Origin of the sequence: Metabacillus litoralis, assembly GCF_003667825.1 — a bacterium.
GTDB lineage: Bacteria > Bacillota > Bacilli > Bacillales > Bacillaceae > Metabacillus > Metabacillus litoralis_B.
Genome location: NZ_CP033043.1, coordinates 40,448 through 56,802, shown reverse-complemented (window position 1 = coordinate 56,802; position 16,355 = coordinate 40,448). Strand labels below are relative to the sequence as shown.

Sequence of the window (16,355 nt, the reverse complement as noted above, 5' to 3'; positions counted from 1 at the left end):
AGAATAAAAGGTGATGAGCTTGGAATTAAAAGATCTTCGTTATTTTACTGAAGTTGCTAACTATGGAAGCTTTACAAAAGCAGCGGTAAACACTTATATTTCACAGCCTACCTTAAGCAAATCCATTAAAAAACTGGAGTCAGAACTAAAGGTAGAATTATTCGAACGATCAACGCGTAAGCTGATGCTGACTGATGCTGGAGAAATTGTTTATAAACAAGCTCTTAAAATTTTAGGAAGCACAGACGAACTTTCTAGATTATTAGATGATTTAATGAATCTCCCAACCGGAGAAATTAAAATCGGAATTCCACCTTTAATCGGAACTCTTTTCTTTCCTACTATTGCAAAGAAATTCAGACAGCTTTATCCTGAGGTTTCCTTAGAATTAATCGAACTTGGTGCTAAGAGGATTGAACACTTAGTAGAAGAGGGGCAAGTTGATGTCGGGATGATCGTCTTACCAACTGATGCTCGCAAGTTCAATATCACACCGTTTATTAATGAAGAATTTATGCTTTATACCAACAAATCTCACACATTGGCAAACGAAAAGAAAGTTAACCTCCAACAATTAGCTGAAGAAAACTTTATTTTATTTAATAGAGAGTTTGCCTTACATGAGCTCATCATTAACCATTGCAAGGAAGCAGGTTTTCATCCAAATATCGCTTATGAAAGCTCTCAATGGGATTTGATCACTGAACTAGTCGGAGCTGAATTAGGAATAACACTCCTTCCAAAATCAATTTATGAAAAAATGGATAGCCAGTCTATTAAGATGATCCCCTTAGCCTCACCACCAATGTGGGAGCTTGGAATTATTACAAAAAAAGATCGATATCAATCGTATGCGGTTAGAGCGTTATTGGAGTTAGAAGTGCCTGTCACTTCCCGATATTTGTAGAATGATGTCAATAAAACCAACCTTATTACTGTGCAGGTCTTTTCAAAAATGAAAATAACCTACTCCGGAGAATAGTCTCTCCACAGTAGGTTATTGTATTTAGACTTGGCGTCTCTGTTTTATTTCCTCAATGGCATCTTCACGAACTTTACCAGAGAATTTGATGAAAAGAATTGGAATGGCTGCAATGATACCGATTACAGCTGGAGCTAGCGTAAATCCAGCAAATATTCCATTAACTGTTTCTGCAGTTTGACTTTGTGAAGCAGCTTGATATCCAATAAAGGTTAAGATAAAACCAACTACTAACCCTGTTATTGCTCCTTGACACTTACTTGTAAAAGATTGTACTGCGAAGGAAATAGCTTCAAAACGGTTTCCAGTTTTCCATTCCCCAAAGTCAATGGAATCTGCAATTAACAATGAAACGATTGTTGAGTTAATTAAAGCAAATAATAAGGTGATACCATTTAAAATAAAAACAAGTGGTAAGTTGTCATAGCCAATTAAGAATAAACTTAAAAGAACTACAGCATTTGCAATTGAACATGTTAGAAAGATATATTTCTTTTCAAATCGCTTTGTTAAAGCTGGCACGATAATTGGAATTAAAAAGACAATTGCCAACGCAGGTACATTTAACATCGTCATATATGAAATACTACCTAAGTTATTAACAGCAAAGTAGACTGAAAGTGATTGAGAAATTGGCATTGATAGTCCTAAGAAAGCAGTTAATAGCGTTAGCTGTAAAGGTCTATTCATTTTCAAATAAGCCAATGTTTGTTTTAAACTAATCGTCTCATTACTAGATTTAACTCTTTCCTTACATGTAAAGGCCATAACTAACATAAAGATTAGTGCTAAAACAGATGCATAAATAGCTAAATTTGAGTAACCTCTACCCGGATTTATTCCATCAACATAAGCTACAATTGGCCCTCCTACTAGCATTAGAAGAATTAATCCTACAAGTGTTGAAACACGGGCTATCGATACTAATCTTGTTCGTTTTGTTTCATCCTGTGTCATGACAGTTGAGAAACTCCAATATGGAACATCGAAAAATGTAAATGCTAGTCCCCATAAAATATAGAATACTAATAAGTAAGTGAATTTCCCTGAATCAGAAAGATCTGGACCATTGAAGAGAAGAATTGTTAATACAACCCAGATGATACTACTTACTATTAAATAAGGTCTAAATTTACCATATCGTGTTCTTGTTCGATCTACAACGATACCAGCAATTGGATCTGAAATGGCATCAACAATTTTGGCAATAAAGAAGATTGAACCTACTGCTAATGCTGATACTCCAAAAACATCTGTTGCATAAATCATTAGATAAACATTAATAAGACCAGATAGTAAAGAGTTGCCTAATCCACCTCCAATATAAGAAGCTGTTTCTCTCTTTTTCAATTCTGTTTTTTGAGTACTTTCATAGTACAAATCATAATTTCTTGCTGTCTCCATTTTATTACACTCCTTTACTTGTTGATTTCACAATTGTAGCGGTTTCATCTTTAACCTATATTACTTCACTTTTAAAACTATAAACTCAAATACTTAGTTAATTAAACATATAGTAACTAATGACTAGATTGTAGTTCGAATTTCTTAAGTTACTTACATATTAGCAATCGCTTTCAAATAAAGTAATGTTAAAATGAAAGCGACTTCTTACTCGAATCAAAGATTCACTTTAGTTAATAAGATGAATTTCTTTAAAGCACAAGAAAACTACATTAATGCACCAAATATCTTCTCCTTATGCATTACATTTTGTTTCCAAAAAAAAGAGAAACAGTATCTGTTTCTCTCATAATTATTAGACTTCTCTAACTTCTGCGTTGGTTAAACCTGTGTTTCTAGCTAGCCTGCTTAATTGTAGCTTTAATATTGCATTTCCATTAATATTAAAAACAACTTTTTTGAATCCTGATTCCTTGTACATTCTGTAAGAACTCTCCAAGCTTGGAATCATTTCAGGTTTTAAAAGATCCATAGAAGTACAATCTATTTCTAGCACATACTCGCTAGCATTGATACGATTCACTTCATTGTTATAATCTCTGACGAAGTTTTGCACATCAGTAGGTGTAAATGTTCCTCCGACAAACATATCAAAAATCTTCGTGCTTGAATTTACTTTCATTTGATAACTTCCACTTGCCATAATATTGCCTCTCCTCTTTGTCATGTGTGGTCTAGATGAATAACCAAAAGAAACAATACATTTTTGTTTGATTCTGTAACTTGGCAATCATAGCTATAGCCTTAGACCCATAGTTTTGCGTCCTTATTTTTCAATAAGTTTGCCTAATTGACATCAATAAGTCTAAAAGACTAGTTAAATGTACCTATATATTATTATACGAAAAAGAAAATAATTCAATATATTTTTTTCTTTTAAATTTTCCCCAATCTATGTACAAGTTGCCATGAAACCACTTTAACTTACGAGTTTCCCTTTACAAATTAAAAAAGCAAGCAGAATTAGCCTGCTTACCTTTGTAGTCCTTTACACTGACTCCACCATGCTTCTTGTTTCACCTTTAACAAACTTCATAAACAAAAATCGAACAAGTGGCCCCATAACAATAAGCTGAAGCGGAAATGCTAAAGCAAAGTTCTTAGCTACTGTAGACAGGTAGCTTTGTAAAAAAGAATCTGTTGATAGCCCGTTCGTTAAATAAGCAGCAATTACTCCATAAAGTGACATGAAAATGACCATACCCAGCACCATAAAGAATGAAATAGACAGGATCATAAAAATTTTCTTAGACTTATCAAATGGCAAAGATAAGGCAATCTTCTTCGCAAAAGGACCAACTAAAAATAAATCAAGTAACAATGCTACAATAAATGCACTTAAAAGTTGAACAAGTCCTTCTATAAATGAAATTTCTCCAAGCATTCCAGTAAGAATCATATTATAAATCCCCATCACAATGACCATACCGGTACACATCATCAAACCAAAATAAATCCCCTCTTTTTTCGTTGTTGGCAAATTACTCATCCTTCCTGTTGTTTGTGCTTTTGTAAGTATATCGATTATAAAAATTCCTCGTAAGTGAACATTTTGTGAACAATAGAGATTATTTAAGAACATAGAGGAAACAAAAAAGGCTTCAATCCATAGTTGGAATTGAAGCCTTTTTGCTTATTATTTGAAGAATTTAATTAATAAAGATGACACGCAACATACCGTCCCGTTGCCACTTCCTTCAGTTGTGGTCGCTCCTCCTTGCAAACTTGCATACACTGTGCACATCTTGTATGAAAAGCACATCCACTAGGCGGATTATCAGGACTAGGAACATCACCCTTTAAAATAATTCTCTCTCTTGCTCCACCTACTTTAGGGACAGGAACTGCTGATAACAATGCCTGTGTATAAGGATGCAGAGGTGCTTTATATAAGTTTTCTTTATCGGATAACTCTACCATTCTGCCAAGATACATAACTCCAACTCTTGTACTAAAATGCTTAACAACACTTAAATCATGAGCAATAAATAAATAGGTTAACTTAAATTCCTCTTGTAGATCACGCATTAAGTTTAACACTTGTGCCTGGACAGAAACATCTAATGCGGAAACAGGTTCATCTGCGATAATAAGATCGGGCTCTAGCATTAAAGCTCTCGCAATTCCTATTCGCTGACGCTGACCACCACTAAATTCATGTGGATATCGATGGGCAAATAATCTATTTAAGCCAACCTTCTCGAGCATTTCATCTGCCTTTTCTTCACGCTCTTTATTACTATATAATGAATGAATTTGGTATGGTTCCATCAAAATACTTTTGATTGTTTTTCGTGAATTTAAAGAAGAATAAGGATCTTGAAAAATCATTTGCATGTCTTTTCTATATGGTCTTAGTTCTTTAAAAGACATGTTAGATATGTTTTTACCTTTATAAAGGACCTCTCCCTCGGTAGGCTTAAACAATTGAAGAACAGTTCTACCTAGTGTAGACTTACCACAACCACTTTCCCCTACAAGACCTAATGTTTCACCCTCAAATAATGAGAATGTCACATCATCTACAGCCTTTACACTGCCAGCTTCTCTACTTAAAATTCCTTTTTTAATAGGAAAGTATTTTTTAAGATTTTTAACTGTTAATAATTCCTCCATCACCCTACGCCACCGTCCTCACTATAAAGCCAACAACATGTAAATTGATTGTCAGATATTTTTAGTCTTGGTGGAATCAACTGATAACAAGACTCTGTTGCATGTGCACATCTTGGTGCAAATCGACAGCCTGCTGGCATTTCTTCAGGCAATGGGACAGAACCTGGAATTGCATGTAAACGGTCTTTTTCGTCCGATAAACTAGGGATCGATTCTAACAATCCTTTCGTATACGGATGCTTTGGATTATTAAAAATTTCAGCAACTGTGGCTTCTTCAACAACTCTACCAGCATACATAACAATGACTCTATCACACACTTCTGCTACAACCCCTAAATCATGCGTAATTAACATGATTGCTGTATTAAATTCCTTTTGAAGTGTTCTCATTAAGTCAAGAATTTGTGCTTGTATTGTCACATCAAGGGCAGTTGTTGGTTCATCTGCGATAAGTAATTTGGGATTACAAGAAAGAGCCATTGCAATCATTACCCGCTGTCTCATCCCACCAGAAAGCTGATGCGGATACTCAGTTAAGATTTGATTTGCTCTTGGAATCCCAACCTTTTCAAGCATTTCGGCTGCCTTAGCATTCGCTTGTTTCTTATTTAAATCTGTATGATTGCGAATCATTTCCACCATTTGATAGCCAATTGTAAGTACCGGGTTTAAGGAAGACATTGGGTCCTGGAATATCATTGCGATTTCATTTCCTCTTATTCGCTGATAGTCTAAATCAGATAACCCGTTTATTACTTTCCCATTAAATTCGATGCTGCTATTTTCACCCAATTGACTATATTCCTTTGGTAATAATCCCATCACCGAAAGAGAAGTAACACTTTTACCGCATCCTGATTCTCCCACAATTCCAACTGTTTCTCCCGGCATTACATTGAAGCTGACCCCATTAATCGTAGAAACATATTTGCGGTCTTTTTTAAACCTTACTTCTAAATCTTTTATTTCTAAGAGAGCGGTCATTTCTATCAGTCCTCTCGCTCCGCGAATTCGTTAATAAACTCAACTACTTTTAAATCAACAAATCCTTTTTCTTGCACTCTTTCATCAAAGTTTTCGATAAGATGGAAGGAATAAATGGCCTCAAATAATTCCTCGTCTGTAGCATTATCTGATTTTAAATAGTCTAGTTTACGCAATTTATTAGCAAGCTGTTGCTTAAGCTCACCTTCTACAGGTACAACATCCTCAGGTAACGTCCTTTCAAAATATAGTTGATGTAAATGTAATAGTCTTTGCAGTTCTACGACAGGCTCCTGATGATCATCAACACGTAAATCAATATAACGGTCGGTATAACCACCATATCCTCCATTTTCTTTTACAACTAAGAGTGATGCTGATTGTTTACCACGACTGTCACCGCCTGCTTCTTCTCCAGCAAGTAAAGCTTTTACTAGCCTAGTAGCAAGTGTTCCTTCTGTTTTCTGGAATGTTTCACTCATTGCCTTTACTGTATTTTCATCAACTAGTATGTTTCCTTGACAGGCAAAGTTCTCTCCGGCAATCCCTCCTGCCCAATCAAAGCATTCTTCACCAGTGAATGTTGCACTTTTCCCATTAGCATCAACAAACCCTACCTGTCTAACGCTTAACTTCTCGTCTCCTTTTGTTACTTCTTGTAATGCTTCTTCTGCACTTAATCCACTTTCCATTAATTGAAGTCCTTTTATTCCATAATCCACATTTACCCAAGATTGAGTAGCTATTGCCCCAACTCCTGCTTTGGCATAAGGAGCTAATGACCCAACTGAGAGAAACTTTGAAGCAACTGCAACACCATGTTCTTTTGTAACCGGATCATATCCTACAATAGAAAATGTATTAACAAAATCACGAGGAATTTTATTCATCTTTTTCATGTCATCATCATCCTTTTTTTCTTATTTTGATTTTGGATCAAGTGCATCACGTAATCCATCTCCGACTAAATTAAGTGAAAGAACAACTAAAAATATGGCAAATCCAGGTAACAAGCTCACATGTGGGGCAACACGAATAAATTTTTGCCCCTCACTCAGCATAACTCCCCATTCAGACATCGGTGGCTGTGCACCTAATCCTAAAAAGCTCATGCCTGAAGCAGCGAGAATCATCCACCCTATGTCTAAGCTAGCTGCAACAATTAGTGGAGGCAAGCAGTTTGGTAAGATATGGTGAAAAATAATATGACCATGTCCTGCTCCTAACGCACGCTCTGCTAAAACAAATTCCATGTTTCGATACATAAGGGCACTTCCTCTAACGATTCGCGCGTAATAAGGAATGCCTACAATACTAACGGCAATCATCGTATTTAATAAGCCAGGTCCTAACGCAGCAATGATCGCAATGGCCAATAAAACATAAGGGAATGCCATTAAGATATCCATGAACCTCATAATGACTCCATCAAAAAAACGTTGAAAATATCCTGCAATTAAGCCTAGTATTGTTCCAAAGAATAAGGCAATCGCAACAGCAATAAATCCAATCGCTACCGATACTCTTCCTCCCCAAATTAACCTGCTTAACAAATCTCTTCCTAAATCATCTGTTCCTAAAATATTTCCTGCCGTCCCTATCGGTTGGAGACGATTACCTAAGTTCACCTCATCAGGATCCTGGATAGGAAGAATCGGGGCTGAAAGTAGGACAATTGCTATAACAACCAAAATGATTAATCCTGTTATTGCAGCTTTATCTCTTGTTAGCTTCTTAATAGCTATTCGCCAAGGTCCTTGAGCCTTCTTTGGCTTCTCCTCTTCTATCTTTTGATAAGGAGGAAGTTGTTCTTGTTTCACTACTGGTTCCATCTATCACACCACCTAACGATAAGAAATCCTTGGGTCTAATAATGCATATAAAATATCGACAATTAAGTTAATTAACACATAAGTTGATGCCACAAAAAGGATAATCCCCTGAACTAAAGGAAAGTCTCGTGCCAAAATTCCATTAATCATTAATGTCCCTATTCCTGGCCACGAGAATACCATCTCAACAAGTACAGCTCCAGCTAATAAATAGCCGATTTGCATACCGAGGACTGTTAACACAGGAATAAAAGCATTTTTCAGGGCATGAACATACACGACTTTTCTTTCTGTAATTCCTTTCGAACGGGCAGTTCGGATATAGTCCTGCTCAAACACCTCTAACATGCTTGAACGAGTCATCCTAGCTATGACTGCACCGGCCCCCGCTGATAACGCTAAAGATGGTAGGATAATATGCATGAAAAGATCAGCAAAGCCTGTTGTACCCGGAGAGTACATGCCGGACATTGGAAGGATATTTAATTTGAGGCCAAAGATAATTTGTAAGATAAGTCCAAGCCAAAATACAGGTAAACAGAATCCAAATAAAACAAACAGCATAAGACCTCTGTCAATCCACGAATATTTTCTGTAGGCAGATACAATACCTACACCAATTCCAATGACAGCTGCTAAAATGGCACTAAAAAATGTGAGAATTAACGTAGCATTGAAGCGATCCATAACAAGTGGTAGTACTTCCATCTTCATTTGCAATGATCTTCCCCAATCACCAGTTAACACATTTCCGATCCAAGAAAAATATTGAACATATAAAGGCTGATCGAGACCTAATTGAGCATTTAATGCTTTAATTGATTCCTCCGTTGCTTTTGGGCCTAACATGATTTTCGCTGGATCCCCTGGTGATAGATGCATGATCGAAAATACTAGTATCGTCACACCAATCAGAACCGGCACTAAACTAACCAACCTTTTAATGATATATGAAGCCATGTTAACCACCTCTTTCAAACACTTCTTTATTCATCCATTTAAAAACTAAAGAGGAGACAAGCTCCCCTTTAGACGTACTATCTACTCCACCTTTACTCCTGAAAAGCGGAACACACCTGTTGGGTGAAGAGCAAAGTCTTTTACTCTGTTGTTCGCAACAATGATTTGTTTTTCATGATCTAACACAACTAATGGAGCATCTTCCATAATCAGTTTTTGTGCTTCTTCATACATTGTTGTACGTTCACCTTTATCCTTCGTTACACGTGCTTTTGCCAACAATTCATCTACTTTATCATTTTTGTAGTAGGAATCGTTAAAGCCGGCTGTTGGCCATTGTTCACTGCTTAAAAGAATGTATAAGAAGTTATCAGGATCTCCATTATCTCCAACCCATGACATTTGGTGCATATCCATATCATTTTGATCAGGTGGAAGGAAAACCTTATCTAAATAAGCTCCCCACTCTAATGTTTGAATTTCAACATTAATGCCTACTTCTTTAAGGTCCGCTTGGATAGCAGCTGCCATCGCTTGAGGTTGTTGCATACCAGAACCAGATTCAGGAACCCAGTATGTTACGTCAAATCCATCTGCATAGCCAGCTTCAGCTAATAGTTCTTTTGCTTTCTCAGGATCGTATTCATAATTTTCTACATTCGGATTATGACCCCAGATTGTCGGTGGTAACGGTGTATTAGCTAATTCACCTGTTCCTTGAAGAATTCCATCCACAATCGCTTCTTTGTTAATTGCATAGTTAACAGCTTGACGAACTTTCACATTATTAAATGGTTCTTTTTGTGTATTAAACGCTGTCCACCAAGTATGCATGCCTGCTTGCTCGATAACTTGTAAGTTTTCATCAATCTTAAGACGCTCTAAATCATCCGGCGGAACGTTCACAATCATATCAATGTTTCCTGCTTCAAGTTCTGCCAAACGAGTTTGTGCTTCAGTTATCGGTTTAAAAATTAACTGATCTACATTTGGTTCACCTTTAAAATAATCCGTATTTTTCTCTAAAACTACTTCAATACCTGGATCCCAGCTTACAAATTTAAATGGACCTGTACCAACCGGATTTTTGGTGAAATCAGCTCCATACTTTTCAACAGCTGTTGGACTTACAATACTAGCTGCATGCATAGCTAAGTTGCTTAAAAATGGAGCAAATGGTTCTTTTAATGTAAGTTTCACTGTGAATTCATCAACTACTTCAATTTTATTGACTGTTCCAAATGTAAATTCTGCATACGCATATTGCCCTGTATCATGGAACGGATGATTTGGATCAATTTGTCTTTCAAAGCTAAACTTAACAGCTTCAGCATTAAATGGCGTGCCATCATGGAATGTTACGTCTTTTTTTAAGTAAAACGTATATTCCAATCCATCATCTGACACATCCCATTTCTCAGCTAGGTCTGCTTCAAGCTCAGTGCTTTCATCTTTAAATTGAACAAGTTGGTCATAGATTTCCATCGCTGTTCTACTAGAGTTGTAGTCTGACATTTGATGGGCATCCAATGTTGTTGGCTCTGCCTCTAATCCAACTACAATCGAATTACTACCACCATCATTTGTTGCTTCGCCTTCCTCGCTTGTTGATTGTGAAGAACATGCACTAATCATAAGCAAACATGCTAACAACAAAGCGAGAATAGTGTTTCTTTTGTTTATCAATATCTTAACCCCCTTTTGTATTGGTACATTTTCATTATAAAAAAAGTCAGAAAAATATTTTTTCAATATTTTTCTGACTTTTTTAAATATTGTTACTTATTTTGAAAATAATTGAGCTGCAACCTTTTAACAGTATAAGCACGAAAATAATCAATGAAGAGTAAACGTACATTGTAAGAAAACTGATTTGGTATTGAAATAATAAATAGACTCCTACCATTATTGCGACTCCCAACATGATAAATGTCATTTTTTTTGCTTCCCCGTACTTTTCTTTATACTCGTTATACTTTATGGCGTTCATTATGAGTGACAGCAGATAAAAAGTTAACATAATGGTTAGAAAAATAAATGAATCAGATTTTTCTTCTATAAGAAGGATGAGAAGCTCGTTTACATTTTCTGAAGGTATATTTTGCGTGATTGCGACAATCGTCATTGTAGAAAAGGATAAAATAAGAGTCACATAAATAATCGCACCAACAAATAAACGACTTACCCCATTCCCGACAATTGACTTTGAAAACTGTTCAAAGGTTGGTAGTTGAATATATAATTTCGTAAAAATGATCAGTAAAGTTAACCAATAAACAAGACTTTGATTTTCATAATAGATATGTAAAACCTCTGGATGATAATGAAGTAAATTATGATAGACCGTCTCAAGTCCTTCTTGTAGATAAATATAATTTGTTAAAAAAATGGCCAAACTGAATAATAACGTTAAATTAATAATCATGAAAATAGACGGAATGTACGAAGAATACCTTGATAAAATGACTAAAACAGCAGATAACAAAAGACTAGTGATAATGGCTATAAAAATATGAAAATGAAAAACAGAAACAAGAATGGTAGAAGCAATAAAAACATGCAATAACAATATTTCAATAAAATAACAAAAGTGAATAACTCTTCTTAACCGAGACTCTCTTACTTCTTGCTTTTTTAAAAAAGGAATGAATAATGCACAAATAATAATGAATGCTGATACTAAACTTAAACCTACTAAAGCTCCATAGCTAATGGCCATTTCCCCTGTTAAAAAAATAAGACTAACCGATGCCCCACCTCCAATTAAAAATGTAATGCTCTTTGGTTTATGATGTTCCATAAAACTTCTCCCATTATCCAGCTGAATTTCGGTATTTCAAAGGTGTTGTACTCATTATTTTTTTAAATGATGTACTAAAATAATGCTGACTATTAAATCCACATTCCTCTGCAACACGTTGAATACTCCAATGACGTTGCTTCCTTAATAAATTTTTTGCCTGTTCGATTCTAAAATGTAGTAAATAATCAGGAAATGCCATGCCAACCTCTTCATTAAAAATACGGCTTAAATAATTTGCATTAATATGAAGCTCCTTCGATAGCTCAGTTAGCTTTAAAGGCTGATGGTATTGTTCTTTTACAATCGTCATAACTTTTTGGACAATTTCTGAAGAAATGCCATATTCAGGATTTTCCTCAACGAGACTGGTAAGTACTTTGACAAATTCACTTTCTATAACTGGTTTTACTAAATAATCGATTGCTTTTAAGGACAGTGATTTTCTAGCATACTCGAATTCTTGAAATGCTGAGATAACTACAACATTAAGACCAGGCATTCTCTCCTTCATACTTTCTGCGATATCAAGTCCATTTTTCCCTGATATTTTAATATCTACTAAAGCCAATTCGAGGGTTGCCCCATGTTTTTCAAGCTTTTCAATAATCTTCATGGCTTGTGTGCCATTATAAGCTTTTTCTAATTGCCAGTTTGGAAAATAACGTTGTATCAATAATTCTAATTGTTCTATTTCTAACGGCTCATCGTCCAATAATAAACATCTCACCCTACCCAACCCCCTTCTTCTGTTTTCTCTAAGTAAGGCCATTCTACGGAAATATGTCCATAATTTTCATAATATATATGTATTTGTCCCCCCTCTCCAAATAGTAGGTTAAGTCGTTTCTCTATGTTTCTTAACCCAATTCCTGAAACAGGTACTGATTCTTTTTTAAACCCTGGCCCATTATCTTTTACATGAAGTAAAACTGTTTGAGCTTTTGTTTTCTCTATTATAATGGTTAATACCAATTCTTCTTCTATTACTTCAAGTCCATGCTTAAATGCGTTTTCTACTAAAGTCTGTAGGAGGTAAGGGATAATTAAAGCCCTTTCACACGAGGGATCAAATTCCCAATTCACAGAAAGTCTATCTCCGAATCGGATTCTTTGAATTTCAAGATAATGTTCTGTGTAAGATAATTCCTCTTTTAAAGGATACAATGAATCTTTTTCCTGATATTTCGAACGTAGAAACAGAACCATATGCTCAAATGACTTTGATAGTTTGTCATACTTTTGTAATCGAAGTAAACTGTAGAGGGAATTTAACGAATTGAATAAAAAATGAGGTTGAATTTGTTGATTCAATTGCATATAGCGACTAGTTTCTAACTCTTTTTCCAAGGTAATCTGCCGGTTCTCAACCTGTAGGAGACTAACTTGTTTTTCATATAAGTTATAAAAAATCAAGGCAAGAAACCCAAAAACAGGTCCAATTATACTAAAGAGAATAATAAGAAAGAAGCTTTCATAAGTAATCATCCATTTCCACCAATTATCTGAATTTTATTTATTATCATACTATATTTTCCTAGCATAATGCTAGTATTGGAAAATATGATAAATATTTCAATGAGTATGTGAGAAAATATGCCGGATTTTTCAAATTACTATAATGACTTCTTGAAATTACGTGTTAGTACTGCTCCACATAAAGTTTGAAAACTCTGTTGATTGTAGTGGAAGGCGCGCAGACTCCTGCGGGAGCAGCTGGACAGGTGAGACCCCGCAGGAGCTTGGCGACGAGGAGGCTCACCGCCAGCCCCGCGGAAAGCGAAGCGCCTGGAACGGAAATCAACAGCCCCCTTTCACCTCGACCAAAATAAAAAGACTGTAGGCAAGCCCGATTTTCACCCGAGTTTTGTCTACAGTCGGAGCACATCTCCAATTAAGAAACGTGCCTATAAGCATCTATCCTAGAAAAAGAACAAATGCGCCATAACAGCAATAATCGGCAATGTAATAATTGTTCTTTGTAAAAAGATAATAAATAATTCCAAGAAATTTAGAGGAATCTTAGATTTAATTAAAAGAATCCCAACCTCTGACATGTAGATTAACTGTGTTAATGAAATAGCCGCGATAACAAAGCGAGTTATTTCACTTTCAATACCACTTCCAACTACAGCAGGTAAAAACATATCTGCAAAACCAACAAGCATTGCAGGAGCGGCTTCCTTCGCTTCCGGTAGCTGTAATAAGTCTAAAAATGGTACAAATGGATAGGCTAAATAATGAAAAATCGGCGTGAATTCAGCAAACACAAGTGCTAATGTTCCTAGGGCCATAACAAGTGGAATTAAGGAAAACCAAATATCAATTACGTTTTGTGCCCCACTAACGATCACACCTTTTGCACCTTCAATTTTGCTAGCTTTTTCAACTGCCTTATTAAATCCCCATTGATATCTTGAAATTCCTGCTGGTACGTCCTCAGCAATTTGCTTCCCTACTGGTTCATAATACGTATCTGCTTTTCTTGATAAAGGTGGTATTCTTGGGCAAATAACAGCAGCAACTAAGCCTGCCACAACAACGCATGTGTAAAATTGGACAAACATGTGATCTAAACCAATAAAACTAATAACAACTAAGCTAAATGCAATGGATGCTACTGAAAAGTTTGTTGCAATAACAGCCGCTTCACGTTTCGAGTAAAATCCTTCTTCATATTGCTTTGTAGTAATCAAAACCCCAACAGTTCCGCTTCCCATCCAAGATGCAATTGCATCAATTGAAGAACGACCTGGTAACTTAAATAACGGACGCATGAATTTACGTAAAGTTGAACCGATAAATTCCATTAAACCAAAGTCTAGTAACAATGGCATTAATAATCCCGCAAACAAAAACCAAGTTGTAAGAACTGGTACTAAAGAATAAAGAACAGTTCCACCTGTTAAATCTGACCAAATAAATTCAGGGCCTACTTTCGTTAACGTTAAAATAGCAAATACAGCACCCAATATTCTCATTGTCAGCCAAAAACCGCTTACATAAAATAAAGTTTTTAAAAAGGAAGATTGCAAAATCCAATTTGGTTTAAATGCTTTAGCTACAACAGAAAAAATAACCGATAACATCAATATTCCTGTCATAAACTGAGGTAAATAAGGGGTCAGGATTGCTTGTAATTCTTCCGCTAAAATGCCAACACCGATTGTCCATTTTCCCTGGTAAGGAACAGGAATTAAAAATAACAATAAACCTAAAAGAGACGGAATGATGAATTTCAATTTATCTCTCATTTGATAGGAAGAAGATGTAAATACAGGTTCCTCTTCTAATAAAACCTTCTTTTCTAATTCCATAATGTACGTCCACCTTTCATTACGTAAATAAACTGCTATAAATAACAATGCAAAAGTTGTGCCAAGACAGTTTATTGGAGCTCCAATCGTTAAATTGAAGGTTGACCTACTCTATTTTCCGGTTATGTACTAGAAGAATTTTGATTTCACTTCTCTCCCATTATTCAAAAATAAATAATTATTCACTTTTGAATAATCTATTCTACATAAAAGATTTTACTACTTTACCAAGCTTCTTAATTCCCTCCCTAATTTCCATCTCACCTTCATAGCTAAAAGAAAGACGTAGATACTCGCTTCCTTCCTGTTTCTCTAAGAAAAAGAACTTCCCAGGAATATACGATACACCCTCGTCTAAAGCCTTTTCTAACAATTCTCCTGTATCAACACCTGAAATTTTCACCCATACAAAATAGCCTCCATCAGGCACATACCAGGAAACTGATTTAGGAAGATACTGCTGCAAGGCAGAAAGTAACACATCACACTTAACCCTGTAAGTTTCTCTTAAAACAGACAGTCTATTTTGGTAATCTACTTTTTCTAAAAAAGATGCCATGCTAGCCTGTGAAAAAGAATGATCAAGGTCTTTTTTAAACCAAAATAAAGCATTAATAAATTCAGGATCACAAGCAACCCAGCCAACCCGCATTCCTGGTGAAACGACCTTTGATAGTGAACCAACATGTAAAACACGGTTTTCTTTATCCATTGCCTTTAGCGGTCTCGGACTCGAATGAAAGCTTAACTCACCATATGCATCATCCTCTAAAATAAGAAAATTATAGATGCTCGCAAGCTTTAATAGATGTTCTCTGCGTTCTTGCGATAAAGTCGTTCCTGTGGGATTTTGAAACGTTGGAATTGTATATAAAAATCGTGGAAGGGTAAGCTTTTTCCTTTTTCTTTCAGCAAGCATATCTTCTAACACATCCGTTTGAATACCATCCTGATCTAAGGGAATTGTCATAAAATGTTGGGTATAGTTTTTGAAAATTTCTAAAGCCTCCATGTAAGTTGGCGACTCTGTCATCACCACTGTTTCCTCATCAATGAGTATACGGGCAATAAGATCAATTGCCTGACAAGCTCCAGATGTAACTAAAAGCTCTTTATCCGATACATCTATCCCACGCTCTAGTAATCGTTGTTGAATTTGCTCTCTCAATTTGTCCATCTTGGGACTTCCAAGATAATGGAGTGGTAAATCCTTCTCCTCTTCAAACAGGTTGGCTACAGCATCCTTCATCTCATCAACTGGCATTAAGTCAGGAGTTGGGTAGCCAGAACTTAGCCGAATAATATTCTCTGGAAGGTTGGGCATCCATTCCCCAGGTGGGTCGTTTTTTAGTGCAGCTTTTATATTTTCAGAGAAAAAAGAAGTAACATTCACTCTAT

15 protein-coding genes and 1 riboswitch are annotated in these 16,355 nt (G+C 35.8%); of the genes, 1 reads left to right on the top strand and 14 read right to left on the bottom strand.

The genetic code is table 11. The features are described from left to right. Window positions 1–19: 19 nt before the first annotated feature. On the top strand, window positions 20–907 hold the full coding sequence (locus tag D9842_RS00250) for a LysR family transcriptional regulator (RefSeq protein WP_121660748.1): 888 nt from the start codon (window positions 20–22) through the stop codon (window positions 905–907). A gap of 99 nt (window positions 908–1,006) precedes the next feature. Here D9842_RS00250 and D9842_RS00245 read toward each other — a convergent pair whose 3' ends face one another. The 14 genes from D9842_RS00245 to D9842_RS00180 all read right to left on the bottom strand — a co-directional run bounded on the left by D9842_RS00245 (window position 1,007) and on the right by D9842_RS00180 (window position 16,350). After that, complete coding sequence (locus D9842_RS00245; RefSeq protein WP_121660747.1) at window positions 1,007–2,386, bottom strand: MFS transporter; 1,380 nt, start codon at window positions 2,384–2,386, stop codon at window positions 1,007–1,009. 355 nt (window positions 2,387–2,741) lie between these two features. Beyond that, window positions 2,742–3,089 carry a hypothetical protein gene (locus tag D9842_RS00240; protein WP_121660746.1) on the bottom strand — a complete coding sequence of 116 codons (348 nt, stop codon included), beginning with the start codon at window positions 3,087–3,089 and terminating at the stop codon, window positions 2,742–2,744. Window positions 3,090–3,160: 71 nt separating this feature from the next. Continuing rightward, window positions 3,161–3,243, bottom strand: a riboswitch (cyclic di-GMP riboswitch). Window positions 3,244–3,434: 191 nt separating this feature from the next. Then, entirely contained in the window at window positions 3,435–3,926 is a 492-nt protein-coding gene (locus D9842_RS00235) for a DUF2798 domain-containing protein (protein WP_121660745.1), read from the bottom strand. A gap of 173 nt (window positions 3,927–4,099) precedes the next feature. Continuing rightward, window positions 4,100–5,062, bottom strand: coding sequence for an ABC transporter ATP-binding protein (locus D9842_RS00230; RefSeq protein WP_121660744.1), 963 nt, complete (start codon window positions 5,060–5,062; stop codon window positions 4,100–4,102). Beyond that, window positions 5,062–6,048, bottom strand: a complete 987-nt coding sequence (locus tag D9842_RS00225; protein ID WP_121660743.1) for an ABC transporter ATP-binding protein — start codon at window positions 6,046–6,048, stop codon at window positions 5,062–5,064. Before D9842_RS00225 ends, D9842_RS00230 begins: the two co-directional genes overlap by 1 nt. A gap of 5 nt (window positions 6,049–6,053) precedes the next feature. Next, window positions 6,054–6,938: a DUF1028 domain-containing protein gene (locus tag D9842_RS00220; RefSeq protein WP_121664888.1), complete on the bottom strand. Its 885-nt coding sequence runs from the start codon at window positions 6,936–6,938 to the stop codon at window positions 6,054–6,056. Between the two features lie 30 nt (window positions 6,939–6,968). Next, window positions 6,969–7,880 (bottom strand): ABC transporter permease, encoded by a 912-nt coding sequence (locus D9842_RS00215; protein ID WP_121660742.1) that lies wholly within the window; start codon window positions 7,878–7,880, stop codon window positions 6,969–6,971. Between the two features lie 12 nt (window positions 7,881–7,892). Further along, window positions 7,893–8,840: an ABC transporter permease gene (locus tag D9842_RS00210; RefSeq protein ID WP_098795354.1), complete on the bottom strand. Its 948-nt coding sequence runs from the start codon at window positions 8,838–8,840 to the stop codon at window positions 7,893–7,895. A gap of 81 nt (window positions 8,841–8,921) precedes the next feature. Then, complete coding sequence (locus D9842_RS00205; RefSeq protein ID WP_257535954.1) at window positions 8,922–10,526, bottom strand: ABC transporter substrate-binding protein; 1,605 nt, start codon at window positions 10,524–10,526, stop codon at window positions 8,922–8,924. An 82-nt stretch (window positions 10,527–10,608) separates the two neighbouring features. Continuing rightward, a complete protein-coding gene (locus tag D9842_RS00200; protein ID WP_121660741.1) occupies window positions 10,609–11,640 on the bottom strand; it encodes a hypothetical protein in 1,032 nt (343 codons plus the stop codon). A 13-nt stretch (window positions 11,641–11,653) separates the two neighbouring features. After that, complete coding sequence (locus D9842_RS00195; RefSeq protein ID WP_121660740.1) at window positions 11,654–12,370, bottom strand: response regulator transcription factor; 717 nt, start codon at window positions 12,368–12,370, stop codon at window positions 11,654–11,656. After that, window positions 12,367–13,128 (bottom strand): sensor histidine kinase, encoded by a 762-nt coding sequence (locus D9842_RS00190; protein WP_121660739.1) that lies wholly within the window; start codon window positions 13,126–13,128, stop codon window positions 12,367–12,369. Before D9842_RS00190 ends, D9842_RS00195 begins: the two co-directional genes overlap by 4 nt. A gap of 434 nt (window positions 13,129–13,562) precedes the next feature. Then, on the bottom strand, window positions 13,563–14,957 hold the full coding sequence (locus D9842_RS00185; protein ID WP_121660738.1) for a YjiH family protein: 1,395 nt from the start codon (window positions 14,955–14,957) through the stop codon (window positions 13,563–13,565). A 202-nt stretch (window positions 14,958–15,159) separates the two neighbouring features. Next, complete coding sequence (locus tag D9842_RS00180) at window positions 15,160–16,350, bottom strand: aminotransferase-like domain-containing protein (protein WP_121660737.1); 1,191 nt, start codon at window positions 16,348–16,350, stop codon at window positions 15,160–15,162. Between the last annotated feature and the right edge of the window lie 5 nt (window positions 16,351–16,355).